The 14,414-nt window shown below is 64.2% G+C and carries 11 protein-coding genes; 6 read left to right on the forward strand and 5 right to left on the reverse strand.

What is annotated here, in order from left to right; translation table 11 throughout:
- Window positions 1-84: 84 nt before the first annotated feature.
- The 5 genes from gnpA to KIH76_RS00805 all read right to left on the reverse strand — a co-directional run bounded on the left by gnpA (window position 85) and on the right by KIH76_RS00805 (window position 7,002).
- Window positions 85-2,334: a 1,3-beta-galactosyl-N-acetylhexosamine phosphorylase gene (gene gnpA, locus KIH76_RS00785; protein WP_219068716.1), complete on the reverse strand. Its 2,250-nt coding sequence runs from the start codon at window positions 2,332-2,334 to the stop codon at window positions 85-87.
- A gap of 271 nt (window positions 2,335-2,605) precedes the next feature.
- Window positions 2,606-3,556, reverse strand: a complete 951-nt coding sequence (locus KIH76_RS00790) for a carbohydrate ABC transporter permease (RefSeq protein WP_219068717.1) — start codon at window positions 3,554-3,556, stop codon at window positions 2,606-2,608.
- Window positions 3,553-4,524, reverse strand: coding sequence for a carbohydrate ABC transporter permease (locus tag KIH76_RS00795; protein ID WP_219068719.1), 972 nt, complete (start codon window positions 4,522-4,524; stop codon window positions 3,553-3,555). The genes KIH76_RS00790 and KIH76_RS00795 overlap by 4 nt, the downstream gene beginning before the upstream one ends.
- A gap of 133 nt (window positions 4,525-4,657) precedes the next feature.
- Window positions 4,658-5,974: an ABC transporter substrate-binding protein gene (locus KIH76_RS00800; RefSeq protein WP_219068721.1), complete on the reverse strand. Its 1,317-nt coding sequence runs from the start codon at window positions 5,972-5,974 to the stop codon at window positions 4,658-4,660.
- 290 nt (window positions 5,975-6,264) lie between these two features.
- Window positions 6,265-7,002 (reverse strand): copper homeostasis protein CutC, encoded by a 738-nt coding sequence (locus KIH76_RS00805; protein WP_219068723.1) that lies wholly within the window; start codon window positions 7,000-7,002, stop codon window positions 6,265-6,267.
- Window positions 7,003-7,212: 210 nt separating this feature from the next.
- Between KIH76_RS00805 and KIH76_RS00810 the strand changes: the two genes are divergently transcribed.
- From KIH76_RS00810 to KIH76_RS00835, 6 genes are all read left to right on the forward strand, one after another.
- A complete protein-coding gene (locus KIH76_RS00810) occupies window positions 7,213-8,415 on the forward strand; it encodes an ROK family transcriptional regulator (RefSeq protein ID WP_219068725.1) in 1,203 nt (400 codons plus the stop codon).
- Between the two features lie 79 nt (window positions 8,416-8,494).
- On the forward strand, window positions 8,495-9,391 hold the full coding sequence (locus KIH76_RS00815; protein ID WP_219068727.1) for a carbohydrate kinase family protein: 897 nt from the start codon (window positions 8,495-8,497) through the stop codon (window positions 9,389-9,391).
- Between the two features lie 193 nt (window positions 9,392-9,584).
- Window positions 9,585-9,974 (forward strand): VOC family protein, encoded by a 390-nt coding sequence (locus KIH76_RS00820; RefSeq protein WP_219068729.1) that lies wholly within the window; start codon window positions 9,585-9,587, stop codon window positions 9,972-9,974.
- A gap of 141 nt (window positions 9,975-10,115) precedes the next feature.
- Window positions 10,116-11,498 (forward strand): L-fucose:H+ symporter permease, encoded by a 1,383-nt coding sequence (fucP, locus tag KIH76_RS00825; RefSeq protein ID WP_219068731.1) that lies wholly within the window; start codon window positions 10,116-10,118, stop codon window positions 11,496-11,498.
- A 181-nt stretch (window positions 11,499-11,679) separates the two neighbouring features.
- Complete coding sequence (locus KIH76_RS00830; RefSeq protein WP_219068733.1) at window positions 11,680-12,981, forward strand: glycoside hydrolase family 125 protein; 1,302 nt, start codon at window positions 11,680-11,682, stop codon at window positions 12,979-12,981.
- A 106-nt stretch (window positions 12,982-13,087) separates the two neighbouring features.
- Window positions 13,088-14,323, forward strand: coding sequence for an AGE family epimerase/isomerase (locus tag KIH76_RS00835; RefSeq protein ID WP_219068735.1), 1,236 nt, complete (start codon window positions 13,088-13,090; stop codon window positions 14,321-14,323).
- The last annotated feature ends 91 nt before the right edge of the window (window positions 14,324-14,414 follow it).

The following is a 14,414-nucleotide window of genomic DNA, read 5'->3' on the forward strand; positions in this document are numbered from 1 at the left end:
TAAGGGACGGCAATCGCCCTATCGCGTGGCGGTTTTCTCTCACCGGGCAACGCCCGGTGAGAGAAAACCGCCGTGCGGGGGTGTTCAGATGCGCCGCCAGGCGATGGCGCTGGCGTCGAGGTCGAAGTGCTCGCGCGCGCTGTTCGGCAGCGTCACGTCGGTGGACTGCGGACGGTCGGTGTTGTTGATCACGCAGTACCAGCCGGACTTGGGGAACCGCGCGACCTCGCATTCGGGGTTGGTCGAGCTGTAGGCCGCATACCGGTCCTCGTGATGGCTCGCGTAGAACAGGATGCGTTCGAGCAGTCGCGCGTTCGCGGCCGAATACGGCAGTCCGGACACGTATACGCCGCGGCCGGCCCCGTACTCGTTGACGGCGAGCTGCACTTCGCCGCCGTCCGCACGCAGCAGGGTCACGTTCTCGTTCACCGGGAATGTGTTGGCGATCGCCTCGCCGAAGTCGATGCCGCCGAGCGACGCCTTGCCTTGGCCGCCGCCGCAGCCCGACAGCGGGATGCGGTAGCCGGCCGACTGCCATGCCTCGCGCGTGGCCGGGTCGACGGGCACGTCGGCGGTGATGAAGTGGTCGGGCGTGACGGGCGGGAAGTACTTGTCGACCGACAGGGTCTGGAAGCGTTCCTCGTCCACGCCGAGCACGTCGGCCAGCTGGAAGAAGCGTCCCTGGAACCATTGCGAGCTGGGTTCGCCCACGCCGACGAGCGCGCCGCCGCCGCGCACCCAGGCGCGCAGCGTTTCGGCCAGCCGCGGGTCCTTCGCCCAGATGTCGCCGCCCGAGTATGCGGTGTCGACCGGGCCGCCGGTGATGATCACGTCGATGTCGTCGTCCACGCCGTGTTCGATCACGTCGTCGAAGCTGACGAACCGCACGTTGACGCGCATGCCGGACAATGATTCGAGGATGCCGTAGTACGAGTAGGTCTGCTTGTTGGGCAGGGCGTGCGCGACCGTGTACGCCATCCACGAGCGCATGCGGCCCCACGAGTTGAGGATCGCGACGTTGAGTTCGCCTTCGGCGGCCTCTCCCCCGGTGCGCTCGTGGATGTCGCGGAATTCGTCGGCGATGTGCGTCACCGCGTCCACGAATTTGGGGAACTTCGCGGCGAGCGACAGGTAACCGCCGTAGCCCATGCGCGCGATCGGCGAGCGCAGGATGGCGCGGCGGGCCTTGCGCCAGTTGTCCCATGCCTCGATGCTCGGGTCGTTGCCCTCGTAGAACGTGTCGGGGAAGAAGTACGGCAGGAAGCGGCCTTCAGTGTATTTGACGCCCTTGATGTCGGCGATCATGCGGGTGGTGGTGCCGTCGCCGATCGAGCCGACCACGGCATCGAGGCCGAGGTCGGAGAATCCGTCCTTGTACGGTTCGGTGCCGATCCACTGGTCGCCGAGGAACATCATGGCTTCCTTGCCGGCCGCATGCGACATGTCGGCGAGCTTCTTCACGTTCTCGCGCACGAAGCCCGACAGGAAGTCGATCCAGTCGCGCTGGGCCTTGCGCGGCACGCGCCATGCTGAGTTGTAGCAGCCTTCGTCCACGAAGTCCTCGGGGCGCAGCCGGTATCCGTACTGCTGCTCAAAATCGTCGAGCGCGGCCGGCGAGACGGTACACGAGCAGCCGAACCAGTCGACGATCTTCTCGCGGTGCTTCGGGTCGAAGATGAGCGTGAACTGGTAGAAGAACGTGGTGAAGCGTACGACGTCGGTGTCGGGGTTCGCTGCAAGCCACTGTTCGAACGTGTCGAACACGAACTTGCGGGTGGCCGGATGGTAGATGTCGAACGGGATCTCGTGTTCCTTGTCGCCCCAGTCGTTGGTCAGATGGTTGTACATTTCGACCGGATCCCAGATGATGTAGGCGAGGAACGAGACGGTGTACTCGTGCATCGGGGTCGCACCGGTGACAGTGACCGTATGGGCCGCCGCGTCAACCGTCCAGTTCGCCGGGTCCACGACGGCGCCGGTGGTACGGTCGACGACCTCCCAGTATCTGGCCGGGTCGGCGTCGTAGTTCGGAGTGAGCTGTTCGGCGAAGAACCCGACCATGAGGTCGATGGTCACAGTGTCGGTTTCGGCGAGTTCGCGCTGGGTGAGCAGATAGACCTGCGGGGTCTCGTCCATGTGCAGGGTGATCCACTCGTTGTGGGCGCGAGTCGGGAAGTACGCGCTGTAGATCTTCTTGCCGAGCGCGCGCACGGCGTCGTCGAGCTGGGTGCCGTCCGAGTTGCGGATCGCGTCCGCGCCCCACAGGTCGGCAAGCTCCTTGGTCTTCTCGGCGAAGTTCGATTCGCTCGGAAGGGTGAAACGTCCGGTGGTCATGAAGTATTGCTCCTTTGCAACGATTCTTGGCTCCCCTTGCTAGGGGAGCTGTCAGCCGAAGACTGACTGAGGGGTAGCCGCACCCCATATGTTCGACACGTGTTCCCTCCCCCAGTCAGCTTCGCTGACAGCCCCCTCATCTGAGGGGGCCAAGGAGGAAATACGCAATTAAGGACTCGCGCTGCGCTCGGGCTCAATGCTGCCTTCGCTTGCCTATCGGCTCGCTCAGGCTGACGCTACGGGAAGCCCACCGGGCTTCCCGCTTAACTCATCAGCCTTTAACGGCACCTGCGGCGAGGCCGGCCTGCCAGTAGCGCTGGAGGCCGAGGAAGAGGATGATCACGGGCAGCACGCCGAGCAGCGCGCCCATCATGAGGGCGCCGCGCTCGTTGAACGTGGCGAGCGAGACCATGCCGTACAGGCCGAGCGTGACTGGCTTCAACGTGTCCGCCGAGATCATCATGAGCGGCAGCAGGAAGTTGTTCCATGTCGCGACGAACAGGAACAGGAAGATCGTCACCATCGCCGGCGCGAGGATGCGCAGCACGATCGTGAAGAAGATCCTCGCCTCGCTGGCACCGTCGATGCGCGCGGCCTCAAGCAGTTCGTTCGGCACCGAGGTCTGCGCGTACACGCGGCCAAGGAAGAAGCCGAACGGCGAGACACAGCACGGGATGATGACGGCGAGCATCGTATCGGTCAGGTGCATCGCGTGGAAGATCGAGTACTGCGGGATGGTCAGCAGCGCGGCCGGCATGAGCATGCAGCCCATGATGACGCCGATGGCGAGGTTCTTGCCGCGGAAGTTGAACTTGGCGGTGGCGTAGCCGGCCATGACGGCGACGAGCGTGCCGACCGCGGCCGAGACGCCCGAGTAGATCAGGGAGTTCAGCACCCAACGCCAGAAGTTGCCGCGCGTCCAGCCCAGTAGCTTGCCGTAGTTGGTGGCGATCGCGTTCGGCAGGCCCTCAATACCGACGGCGAACCATAGGCCGTTGCTACCGGTCATCTGACTGGGCGTCTTCGTGGACGCGATGACCGCCCAGTAGATCGGGAACAGGAAGTAGATGAGCGTCAGCACCAGCACGACGATCGTGACGGTTTTGACGGCCGCGGACGGCTGCATGGAACGCGGCAGGTCGTTGGCATGCAGGTCGCGGATGCGGTCGGCCTTTTTGCGCGCGCGCAGGGCGGCGCGCTCCTTGGGGGTCATGCTGCTCATTCCTGGTTCACCTTCCTTTCTGCGAGGGCATACAGCGCGGCGAGGATGCCGGCGATGAGCGCCATGACGATGGCGATGGCGGAGGCGGGGCCATCGCCGCTCGGGGTGAGGGTGCCGCGCGAAGTGTAGAGGGCCATCATCATCGGCGTGAACGACTTGGAGATGCTCGGGTCGGACACGGACATGATCTCCGGCTCGTTGAACAGCTGGATGGTGCCGACGATCGACAGCAGCATGGCGAGCAGGGCGGCGGCGCGCACGTTCGGCAGCTTGATGCGCATGGCGATCTGGAATCCGTTCGCGCCGTCGATGCGGGCCGCCTCGTACAGGTCGTGCGGGATGGCCTGCAGCGCGGCGAGGAAGATCAGCATGTTGTAGCCGGTGAACGTCCAGGTGGTGATGTTGGCCATCGAGCCGATCACGATATTCTTGGCGAAGAAGTCGACGTTGATGCCGATGGCCGCAAGTCCCTTGACGATCGGCGAGATCTGGCCGTTGTACAGGAACACCCAGATGATCGACGCGACGACTCCGGGGATCGCGTACGGCAGGAAGTAGCCGAGGCGGAACACGGTGACGCGCTTGACGATGAACGAGTCGAGCAGCATGGCGAGCGCCAATGCGGCGATGATCATGAACGGCACCTGGATGAGCGTGTAGAGCAGCACGCGGCCGATGCCGGACCAGAACGCGTTGGAGGTGACGACGTACTGGAAGTTCTGCAGTCCTACGAACTTGTTGACGAGCTTGCCTCCGCCGTACGCGCCGCCCCCTTCGGCGACCTGACGGAAGAAGCTGGAGTAGATGGCCCAGACGATGGGCAGGATGAAGACGAGCGCGAACAGGATGGCGAACGGGGCCATGAAGCCCCAGCCGGTGCGGTTCTCGCGCTTGGCGGCGTCGGAGCGCTTCGGCTTGGACGATGGTCCGGCCTTGGTGGCGTTCGCCGCATGCGTGGTGTCAGTCATGGGAACGACCTTTGCTTTCGAAGATACGATGCGATGCATAAGGAAAGGCCGGAGCGTTGGACTCCGGCCTTTCTTCAGATGGTGTGGGAACGGCTGTCATCTGCCGGAAAAGGACCGGTCAGCAACCTGTTCGTCACTCCTTGACGGACAGGTTGAGGTTCTTCAGCGTGTCGATGGAGGTCGTCTGCGCAACGGAGAAGATGTCCTCGACCTTGCCGGAGCCGTCGACGGCCTTGGCCGCGGTCGTGTTCATCGCGGTGGCGACGGCGGAGAAGCCCGGCATGTAGGTGAAGTCGCCCATGTTGTTGTTCGCGGTCTTGAACTCGGCCATGATGTCCTGGCCGCCGAAGAACTCGGCCCACTTCTCGGGGGTCTCGGCGTCGGCGGTGGTGGCGGCCGGCACGAGGCCTTGGGAGACGAGATCGGAGATCTGGGTGTTGAACCAGTCGAGGAACTCCATGGCCTCCTTCGGGTGCTTGGAGGTCTTGAGCACCGCGACGCCGGAGCCGCCGTCGGGACCGGTCTTGCCGTCGTTGCCGAACCAGTCGCCAAGCTGGGCAACCTGCCAGTCGCCGGCGCCGGTCTCGCCGGCGGAGGCCATGAACAGCGGGGCCTCCCATGCGGCGGCGACGGTGCCGATCAGCGAGCCGTCCTGCAGCGAGGCGTCGAAGGAAGCGTCCCAACGGGCGTTGGTGGTGGCGGCCTTCGCGTCGATAAGCTGCTGGTAGAGGTCGGCGACGGCCTTGGAGCCGTCGGTTTCGGTGTTGACGACCCACGCGTCGTCCACGACCTTGTACCAGCCGCCGGAGGCGCCGGCCAGGCCGGAGATCATGTTGCCGGCCTCATCGGGCTGGTAGGACATGATGTACTTGCCCGCGGCCGCGGCCTTCTTGGCGGAGGCGATCATCTCGTCGGCGGTCTTCGGCACGGAGATGCCGAGCTTGTCGAATTCGGCCTTGTTATAGAAGTAGACGAGAGGGCCGGTGTCCTGCGGCAGACCGAAGTACTTGCCGCCGACCTGCATGAGCGAGTACGGGCCGGACGCGAAGTGATCCTTGTACTGCTCGGCATACTGGGTGACGTCCTGCAGCATGTCCTTGGTGAAAACTTCGGGAAGCTCGGCGTAGCCGACCTGCGCCAGATCGGGCGCGTTGTCGTTCTTGACGTCGGTCTCGAGCTTCTTGATCATCTCGGAGGCCTTGCCGTCGAACTTGGTGGCCTTGACCTGGATTTCGGGATGCTCTTTGTTCCACTTGGCGACGATGTCGTTGACGAGCACCATGCCGTCGTTGTCAGGCAGACGATGCATGTAGGTGATGTTCACCACGCCGCCGTCGGACGAGTCGCCGCCCGCGTTGTTGTTGTCGTTGGTGGTCGAGCCGCAGCCCGCGAGTCCCACGGACAGTGCGGCCACCGCGGCCAGGGACGCCATCATTCGTTTGTTGACCATTGTTCCTACTCCTCTATGAGATGGGAGCCACCGCTTCGTTGCGGCAACTACGATGTAAATATAGAGGCTTGACGGTTATTTGTCAACTATCTTTACATGAACAGCGTGTCATCGGTAAATCCGCGGAATATCAACGATATTTCACATTACACACCGACCTAAATACCATAAGTTAATTAGCTTTACTATAACATCGTTAACAATAATGGCGGGGTTGCGCCGGCCAGTCTTCTAGTCAGCCGATGCAACCCCGCCACCGCAACCTGACGGATACGCGCAAACGCCCCGCATCACGCATGGGCCGCGGCCACGGCGGCCCGCACGACATAGCGGTCAGTGCGTTCGAGCGGCGTGTCACCGCCGCCACCGGGTCCGCCCTGCGCCGACACCAGCGTCTTGGCCGACAGGTGCACGGCGTCCACGCCGGTCGAGCGGATATCGCCGATGCGGTCGACCTTCACGCCGCCACCGGCCTCAATCTGGATGCGGCCTGCCGCGTGATGCACCAGCGCGCGCAGCCGGTCAAGCCCCTCGGGCACGCTCGGCGCGCCGCCCGACGTGAGCACACGGTCGTAGCCCAGCTCAATCAACGTGTCGAGCGCCAAGAACTGGTCGGGCACCATGTCGAACGCGCGATGGAACGTAACCTGCACGTGGCGGTTGCAACGCCGGGCCTCCTCGTGCGCGGCATCGACCAGTTGCGCGGCGAAGTCCACGTCGATGCGCCCGCTTTCCGCCAGCCCTCCGACCACCACGCCCCGCGCGCCGGCGAGAATGGCCGATTTCACGTCGATCAACTGTACCCGCTTCTCGCGCTCGTCGAACACAAACGATCCGGCCCGCGACCGGATGAGCACCTGCACGCCTTGAGGCACCCCCACATGGGCGCACAGCTGGATCATGCCGTAGCTGGGCGTCAGCCCGCCCGTGGCGCCGAGCGCCGAACACAGTTCGATGCGGTCCGCCCCTTCCTGCAACGCGACGACGGCACCGTCGACATCCTGCACTGCGATTTCCAGCGTCGTCATCTTCTTCTCCTTAACATCCGCGCCGTCAGCCCCGACGACGCCAGCAATACCGGTTCTGCCAGCGTATCATCGTCCGTCCGACCCACGGCCCGGCACGACACGCCGAACGGGTTCGATTTGGCACTCGAGATTAACCGCGTTAATATATCAATCAAGTTCAGATTCAAGGAAGATGTGCGACGAAGCTGGACACAAGGAGGTGAAGGACACATGAACGCAACCGCGACCGCATCGCAGGCATCCATTTCGGAATCCAACCGTTCCCGCATCCTTCAGCACCTCTATCATAACGGCATCAGCTCGCGCGCGCAGATCGCCAAGGCGCTCGAACTGACCCCCGCGGCCATCACCAAGATCACCGCCCGTCTGCTGGAAGCCGGCATCATCACCGAGACCGGCGACCTCGAAGGCATCAAGAACCGCCGTTCCATCGGCCTCAAGCTCGACACCGCGCTGTTCCACGTCGTCGGCGTGAAGTTCGCCCGCAGCCTCGTGGAGATCGGCCTGTTCGATCTCGCTGGCAACCGCATCAGCCTCGAGGATCTGCCCACCGTCAGCGACAGCACCATCCCCGCCACGATCCGGTCCATCCACGAGCACGTCAACCGGCTCCTCGCCGCCGACGACGAGATCGTCGCGATCGGCATCGCCGTACCCGGCCCCTACCTGCGCGACCAGGGCCGCACCGCCGTCGTCTCCTCCATGGCCGGCTGGCGTTCCGTCAACTTCATCGAAGAATTCGCCGACGCGTTCCCCGTGCCGGTCTACATCGAGCAGGACGCCCGCGCGGGCGCGCTCGCCCAGTATCTGTTCGACCGCGACAGCACCTGCGAGAACCTCGCCTACTACCTGATCGGCGAGGGCGTGGGGCTGGGCGTGATCGACAACGGCCGGCTCATCGACGGCGCCCAGGGCGCCGCCACCGAAATCGGCCACATCAGCGTCGACGTGCACGGCATCCCCTGCGACTGCGGCAACGTCGGCTGCCTCGAACGCTACTGCTCCGCGGTGGCCGTACACGAGCAGATCGTCGCGAACGATCTCGTGCCGGGCGCCGCGAACATGACGCACACCGAGGCATGCCGCGCCCTGTTCGCCGCCGCGAACGACGGCGACGAGCGCTCGCTCGATCTCGTGCACCGCATCGGCCGTTACGCCGGCTACGGCTGCGTGACAATCCTCAACGCCTACAACCCCGAGCGCATCGTCATCGGCGACATCGTCTCCGAAGCCGGGCGGCCACTGCTCGACGCGATCCTCGAAACCGTGGCCGAACGCGCGATTCCCGACATCGCGCAGGCCACCACCATCACCCTGTCGCCGCTGCCCACCGACGCGACCGTCACCGGCGCGGCGGCCGTGGCGATCACCGAATTTTTGGAGCACCCCTCGGTGTTCTTCGACGACGTCTAACCGCGTCGCCGGCCTACACGGCAAACCCCAAACAACCAACTGTCGACGCCAACCGCGCCAACCATAGAAAGGAACCATCATGTCCAAGCCAATCGTGCTGTCCCTCGGCGAACTCCTGTGGGATATGCTGCCCACCGGCAAGCGCGCGGGCGGCGCCCCCGTCAACTTCGCCTACCACGCGATGATGAACGGCACCGAAGGCTGGTCCATCAGCGCCGTCGGCGAGGACGAGCTCGGCGACGAGCTGCTCGTCGAGGCCGAGAAGGCCGGCATCCACACCATCATCCAGCGCAACGCCTGGCCGACCTCCACCGTCGAGGTCGCGCTGAAGAACGGCATCCCGGAGTACACCATCGTCAAGGGCGTCGCCTGGGATCACCTGCTGCTCACCCGTCAGCTCATCGAGGTCGCCGAACAGGCCGACGCCGTCTGCTTCGGCACGCTGGGCCTGCGCTCCCAGGAGTCGCACGACACCATCGTCGAGCTGCTCAAGCACACCAAGGCCTCCGCGATGAAGTTCTTCGACATCAACCTGCGCGGCGACCACTACTCCAAGGAGCTCATCGAGGAGCTGCTCGGCTACGCCACCGTGTTCAAGATCAACGACGCCGAACTGCTGCTCCTGCGCGACATGTTCGACATCCGCGGCACCTCCGACGACGAGGCCTGCCGTTGGTTCATGACCGAATACGGCCTGGACTACGTGATCCTGACCGGCGGTTCGACCTTCTCGACCATCATCTCCAAGAACGGCGAATCCTCCACGCTCAACACCCCGCACGTCGAGGTCAACGACACCGTGGGCGCCGGCGACTCCTTCTCCGGCACGTTCACCGCGAAGATCCTGCTCGGCAGCACCCTCGCCGAGGCCCACCGCGCGGCCGTCAACACCGCCGCCTTCGTGTGCACCCAGGCCGGCGCGTGGCCGAAGTACCCGGAAGTCATGCCGGACTACCTCGCCGAAGCCGCCGAGTGACGCAGTACGGTTCCCGTGGACGCGCGCATCGCCACGCGCCCACGGGAACCGTTCGGGCCGACGATGACGCCGGCCCCTCCCCTTTCGTTTCATCGAAATTCAACGCGAATCCCCCTTTTCCTAGGCCATTCGCGTCCCCGAACCAGACATCGTCAGTCGAAAACCCAACAATCACACAAACAAAGGAGTAATCATGGCCATTCAGGACACCGTCACGGGCGTGCAGCACGTCGGCATCCCGACCACCGATCTCGAAGGCACCATCGCCTACTACGAGAAGCTCGGCTTCACGTGCCTCGGCATCTACCCGAACGGCGAGGACCGCTGCACCTTCCTGCGCCTGAACAACCTCACCCTCGAGGTGTGGACGATGGACCCGACCCCGATGGAGAACGGCGCGATCAACCACTTCGCGCTCGACTCCACCGACATCGAGGCGTCGTTCGCCGAGGCGCAGAAGCTCGGCCTGAACTTCGTCGAAGGCTCCATCCAGCACATCGACACGTTCTGGGAGCACGGCATCCGCTACTTCAACGTGCTCGGCCCGAACCACGAGGTCATCGAGTTCTGCCAGATCATGTAGCCGCACGCCCGCCGCAAGCGGGTCGCACCGGCCTTTCCCCATCACACCACGCCGGCGTCCACGCAGCGTCGCGAACGCCGGCGAACCATGACACCAGTGTTTTCCAAAAAGGGATTTAAAAAGGGATAACAGGGATTCACTATGAGCAACACAACCTCCGCAAAGACGCCGTGGGTGGAGAGCCCCGACGGATACCTTGACCGCACGCCGGTCCTCCAGTTCGCCATGACCTCAGTGCTGTTCGCCTTCTGGGCGATCGCCTCCAGCCTCAACGACGTGCTGATCACCCAGTTCAAGCCCGTGTTCGAGCTGACCGACATGCAGACCGCCCTCGTGCAGAGCGCGTTCTACGCCGGCTACTTCATCATCGCCATCCCCGCCTCGCTGTTCATCAAGCGCACCAGCTACAAGGTCGGCATCATGACCGGCCTCGCGTTCTTCGCGCTCGGCTGCTTCATCTTCTTCCCGGCCTCACGCCTGATCACGTACGAGATCTTCCTGTTCGCCATCTTCGTCGAGGCGATCGGCCTGAGCTTCCTCGAGACTTCGGCCGACACGTACGCCACGCTGCTCGGCCCGAAGCGCCTGAGCACGCTGCGCCTGAACGTCGCGCAGACCATGAACGCGCTCGGCCTGCTGACCGGCGTGCTGCTCGGCAAGTACTTCGTGTTCCAGGACTCCAACCTGCACACCGAGATGGAGAAGCTGCGCAAGACCAACCCGCAGGCCGCGCTCGACCTCGCCTCCGAGCAGCTCGGCCGCACGCTGCAGCCGTACATCGTCGTCATGATCGTCATGCTCGTGTTCATCGTGCTGTTCGCGATCGTCAGGTTCCCGAAGTGCCGCCCGCAGACCAAGGAAGGCGACGTGGCCAAGGCCACGCTCGGCGAGACGATGACCTATCTCGGTCACAACGGCCGCTTCTGGCAGGGCATCGCCGTGCAGTTCATCTACATCGGCGCGCAGACCGGCATCTGGTCGTTCACCATGCGTCTGGCGCTGAACGTGTCCGAACAGGCCGGCGCCCCGATCTCCGACCGCGAGTCCGCGAACTACATGATGATCAGCTACATCATCTTCTTCGTCGGCCGTATCTCCGCCTCCTACTTCCTGTCGAAGTTCCGTGAGACGCGCGTGCTCGCCATCTACATGATCGTCGGCTGCGTGGTGCTCATCGGCACGGCCTTCGTGCCCGGCATGGCGTCCGTCTGGCTCGCGGTGCTCGTCTCCCTGTTCCTGGGACCGGGCTGGCCGACGATCTACTCGCGTACGCTCAAGACCGTCGAGGACCGCCGTCACACCGAGACCGCCGGCGCGATCATCGTGATGGCGCTGGTCGGCGGCGCGATCCTGCCGATGGCTCAGGGCGCGCTCTCCGACGCGGTGAACATGCAGTTCTCGTTCATCCTGCCGGCCATCGAGCTGCTCATCGTCGGCCTGTACTTCGTCTCCGAATTCAAGCGCGACAAGTACACCCCGGCCCAGCTCAAGGCCATGACCGAGGACGGCGAGATCGCCAACTGATCCGCCCGGATCGCCGGTCTTCCGCCTTCCCCAAGCTCCACCACTCCCCTTGCCGGTATCGCTCCCGGCAAGGGGAGTTTTTCGTATCCTGCGTGATGCGTGGCGTGTCGGACTACTAAAGCGGTTTAGAATAGTGCCGTACCAATTGATTAATCTCGTTAACAAAGAAGTTGGACCGGATATGACCTACACCGAAGTACCGCAGTCCGTCGCCGCGTTCATGCAGCGCATCACCGACCTGTGCGGCACCGAACACGCACGATGGGCCGAGAACTTCAACGCATGCTTCGCCAACACGCTGCTCACCACCGTCAAGCGCCACGAGGACGGCACCACGTTCCTGCTCACCGGCGACATCCCGGCCATGTGGCTGCGCGATTCGACCGCGCAGGTGCGCCCGTACCTGGTGATCGCCAAGGACGACCCGGACCTGTCCGACATGATCGCCGGACTCGTACGCCAGCAGTTCCGCTTCATCGCCATCGACCCGTACGCGAACGCGTTCAACGAGGAGCCGAACGGGCACACCTGGGACCCGAACGACCGGTCGGACTTCTCCAGCCCGTGGCTGTGGGAGCGCAAGTACGAGGTGGATTCGCTGTGCTATCCGATCCAGCTCGCGTGGCTGCTGTATCAGAATACCGGCCGCACCGACCATTTCGACGCCGGGTTCGTCGCCGGCGTGCGCCGCATCCTCGACGTGTTCGAGACCGAGCAGGACCACGCGGCGCGCTCATCGTACTTCTTCGTGCGCGACTGCGACATCCCCACCGAATCGCTCGCCAACGACGGCAAAGGCTCCCCCGTGGCCGTCACCGGCATGACATGGTCGGGATTCCGTCCGAGCGACGATGCCTGCACGTACCACTATCTGGTACCGGCGAACATGTTCGTCGTCGTGGTCATGGACTATCTCGAACGCATCTTCGGCGGCGGCATCCTTGACGACCCCGAGATCGCCGCTCGCGCGAAGACGCTGCGCGGGTCGGTCCGCGACGGCATCGAACGGTATGCGAAGACCGTCAACCGCGACGGCGAGACGATCTGGGCGTTCGAGACCGACGGACTCGGTCATTACAACATTATGGACGACAGCAACGTGCCGAGCCTGATGGCCGCTCCGTACCTCGGATTCTGCGAGCCGGACGATCCGACGTATCTGGCGACGCGACGCACGCTGCTGAGCGACGAGAACCCGTACTACTACGAAGGCAGGCATCTGCGCGGCATCGGCTCGCCGCACACGCCGCCGCGTTACGTGTGGCCGATCGCGCTGGCGATCGAGGCGATGACCAGCGGCGATCGCGACGTCGAGGAACGGATTCTCGATCGGCTCGTCGCCACCGACGCCGGCACGCACCTCATGCACGAGGGCATCGACGTGGACGATCCGACGAAATACACACGCGAATGGTTCAGCTGGTCGAACATGATGTTCTGCGAGCTGGTCATGGACTACTTCGGCATTCGCGTCACACGATGACGGTATTGTGGAAAGCGTTTTCCGTATTATTCGGTAACGGCGACATCGTGGCGACCGGGCAGCGCCGGACGCGCGAGACCGTCACTCCATCCAAGGAAGGAAAGATATGAGCACCAATCCCAAGTACACGCTCGACACCGAGGCCAACCGCATCTTCATGGCGTCCGAAACGTATGAGCTGCTGAATTTCGGTAAGGGCTTCCCGGCCGCGGTCGGCGGCTCCGGCTGGCTGAACTCCGACGGCACGATCGACCCGTCGCACGGCGAGGAGACGTGGATTACCAGCCGCATGGCGCACGTCTACTCGATCGGCGAGATGCTGGGCTACCCGGGTGCGGGCGAGCTGGCCGACAAGGCGCTCAATGGCCTGACGGGCGTGCTGCACGACGACGAGAACGGCGGCTGGTACCCGCAGGTGCATGAGGACGGCACCCCGGAGCCGGGCAAGGTCTGCTACGCGCACGCGTTCGTGATCCTCGCCGCGTCCTCCGCGCTGCTGGCCGGCCGCCCGGGCGCCAAGGAGCTGCTCGACGAGGCGCTGGCGACCTACGACAAGCACTTCTGGGATGAGAAGATCGGCCTAGCGGTCGATACGTGGAACACCGAGTTCACCGAGCTCGATCCATACCGCGGCCTTAATGCGAACATGCACACCACCGAGGCGTTCCTCGCCGTGGCCGACGCCACCGGCGACAACTCCTACCGCGTGCGCGCCGGCCGCATCATCGACCATGTGATCGGCTGGGCCAAGGACAACGAGTGGCGCATCCCGGAGCACTTCGCCTCCGACTGGACCGTCGAGCTCGAGTTCAACGCCGACAAGAAGGACGACCAGTTCAAGCCGTACGGCGCCACCCCGGGCCACGGCATCGAATGGGCGCGTCTGATCACGCAGTGGGCACTCAGCTCGTTCGCGAACCTCGACGGCGCAGCCCCCTACATCGAGGCTGCCGAGCACCTGTTCGCCCGCGCCGTGGTCGACGCGTGGAACGCGGACGGCACCGTGGGCCTCGCGTACACGACCGATTGGAACGGCAAGCCGGTGGTCACCGACCGCATGCACTGGACGCTGGCCGAGTCGCTCAACACGTCCGCGACGCTCTACGCGGCGACTGGCAAGGACGAGTACGCGCAGTGGTACGCCACGTTCGCGCAGTACGTCGACGAGCATGTGATCGATCACGAGGGAGGCTCGTGGTTCCATCAGCTCGACAAGGACAACCACGTGATCGGCACCGTGTGGCCGGGCAAGTCCGACCTGTACCACGCGTTCCAGTCCACGCTCATCCCGTTCCTCGACCCGGCGGTGTCCATCGCCACCGCGGTCAAGAACGCGCAGTGATCCGACTTACCTCTCCCTTTCCTCTATGACGGGAGGGCGGCACCGCCTGACCAGCGGTGCCGCCCTCCCGATTTTTGTATGCGATCAGCGT

The sequence above is a fragment of the Bifidobacterium simiiventris genome (assembly GCF_019331715.1).
Lineage (GTDB): Bacteria > Actinomycetota > Actinomycetes > Actinomycetales > Bifidobacteriaceae > Bifidobacterium > Bifidobacterium simiiventris.

What these genes read in the sequence shown, in the direction of transcription:
- gnpA (WP_219068716.1), bottom strand. Translation starts at nt 2,334, where the DNA reads ATGACCACCGGACGTTTCACCCTTCCGAGCGAATCGAACTTCGCCGAG.
- KIH76_RS00790 (WP_219068717.1), bottom strand. Translation starts at nt 3,556, where the DNA reads ATGAGCAGCATGACCCCCAAGGAGCGCGCCGCCCTGCGCGCGCGCAAA.
- KIH76_RS00795 (WP_219068719.1), bottom strand. Translation starts at nt 4,524, where the DNA reads ATGACTGACACCACGCATGCGGCGAACGCCACCAAGGCCGGACCATCG.
- KIH76_RS00800 (WP_219068721.1), bottom strand. Translation starts at nt 5,974, where the DNA reads ATGGTCAACAAACGAATGATGGCGTCCCTGGCCGCGGTGGCCGCACTG.
- KIH76_RS00805 (WP_219068723.1), bottom strand. Translation starts at nt 7,002, where the DNA reads ATGACGACGCTGGAAATCGCAGTGCAGGATGTCGACGGTGCCGTCGTC.
- KIH76_RS00810 (WP_219068725.1), top strand. Translation starts at nt 7,213, where the DNA reads ATGAACGCAACCGCGACCGCATCGCAGGCATCCATTTCGGAATCCAAC.
- KIH76_RS00815 (WP_219068727.1), top strand. Translation starts at nt 8,495, where the DNA reads ATGTCCAAGCCAATCGTGCTGTCCCTCGGCGAACTCCTGTGGGATATG.
- KIH76_RS00820 (WP_219068729.1), top strand. Translation starts at nt 9,585, where the DNA reads ATGGCCATTCAGGACACCGTCACGGGCGTGCAGCACGTCGGCATCCCG.
- fucP (WP_219068731.1), top strand. Translation starts at nt 10,116, where the DNA reads ATGAGCAACACAACCTCCGCAAAGACGCCGTGGGTGGAGAGCCCCGAC.
- KIH76_RS00830 (WP_219068733.1), top strand. Translation starts at nt 11,680, where the DNA reads ATGACCTACACCGAAGTACCGCAGTCCGTCGCCGCGTTCATGCAGCGC.
- KIH76_RS00835 (WP_219068735.1), top strand. Translation starts at nt 13,088, where the DNA reads ATGAGCACCAATCCCAAGTACACGCTCGACACCGAGGCCAACCGCATC.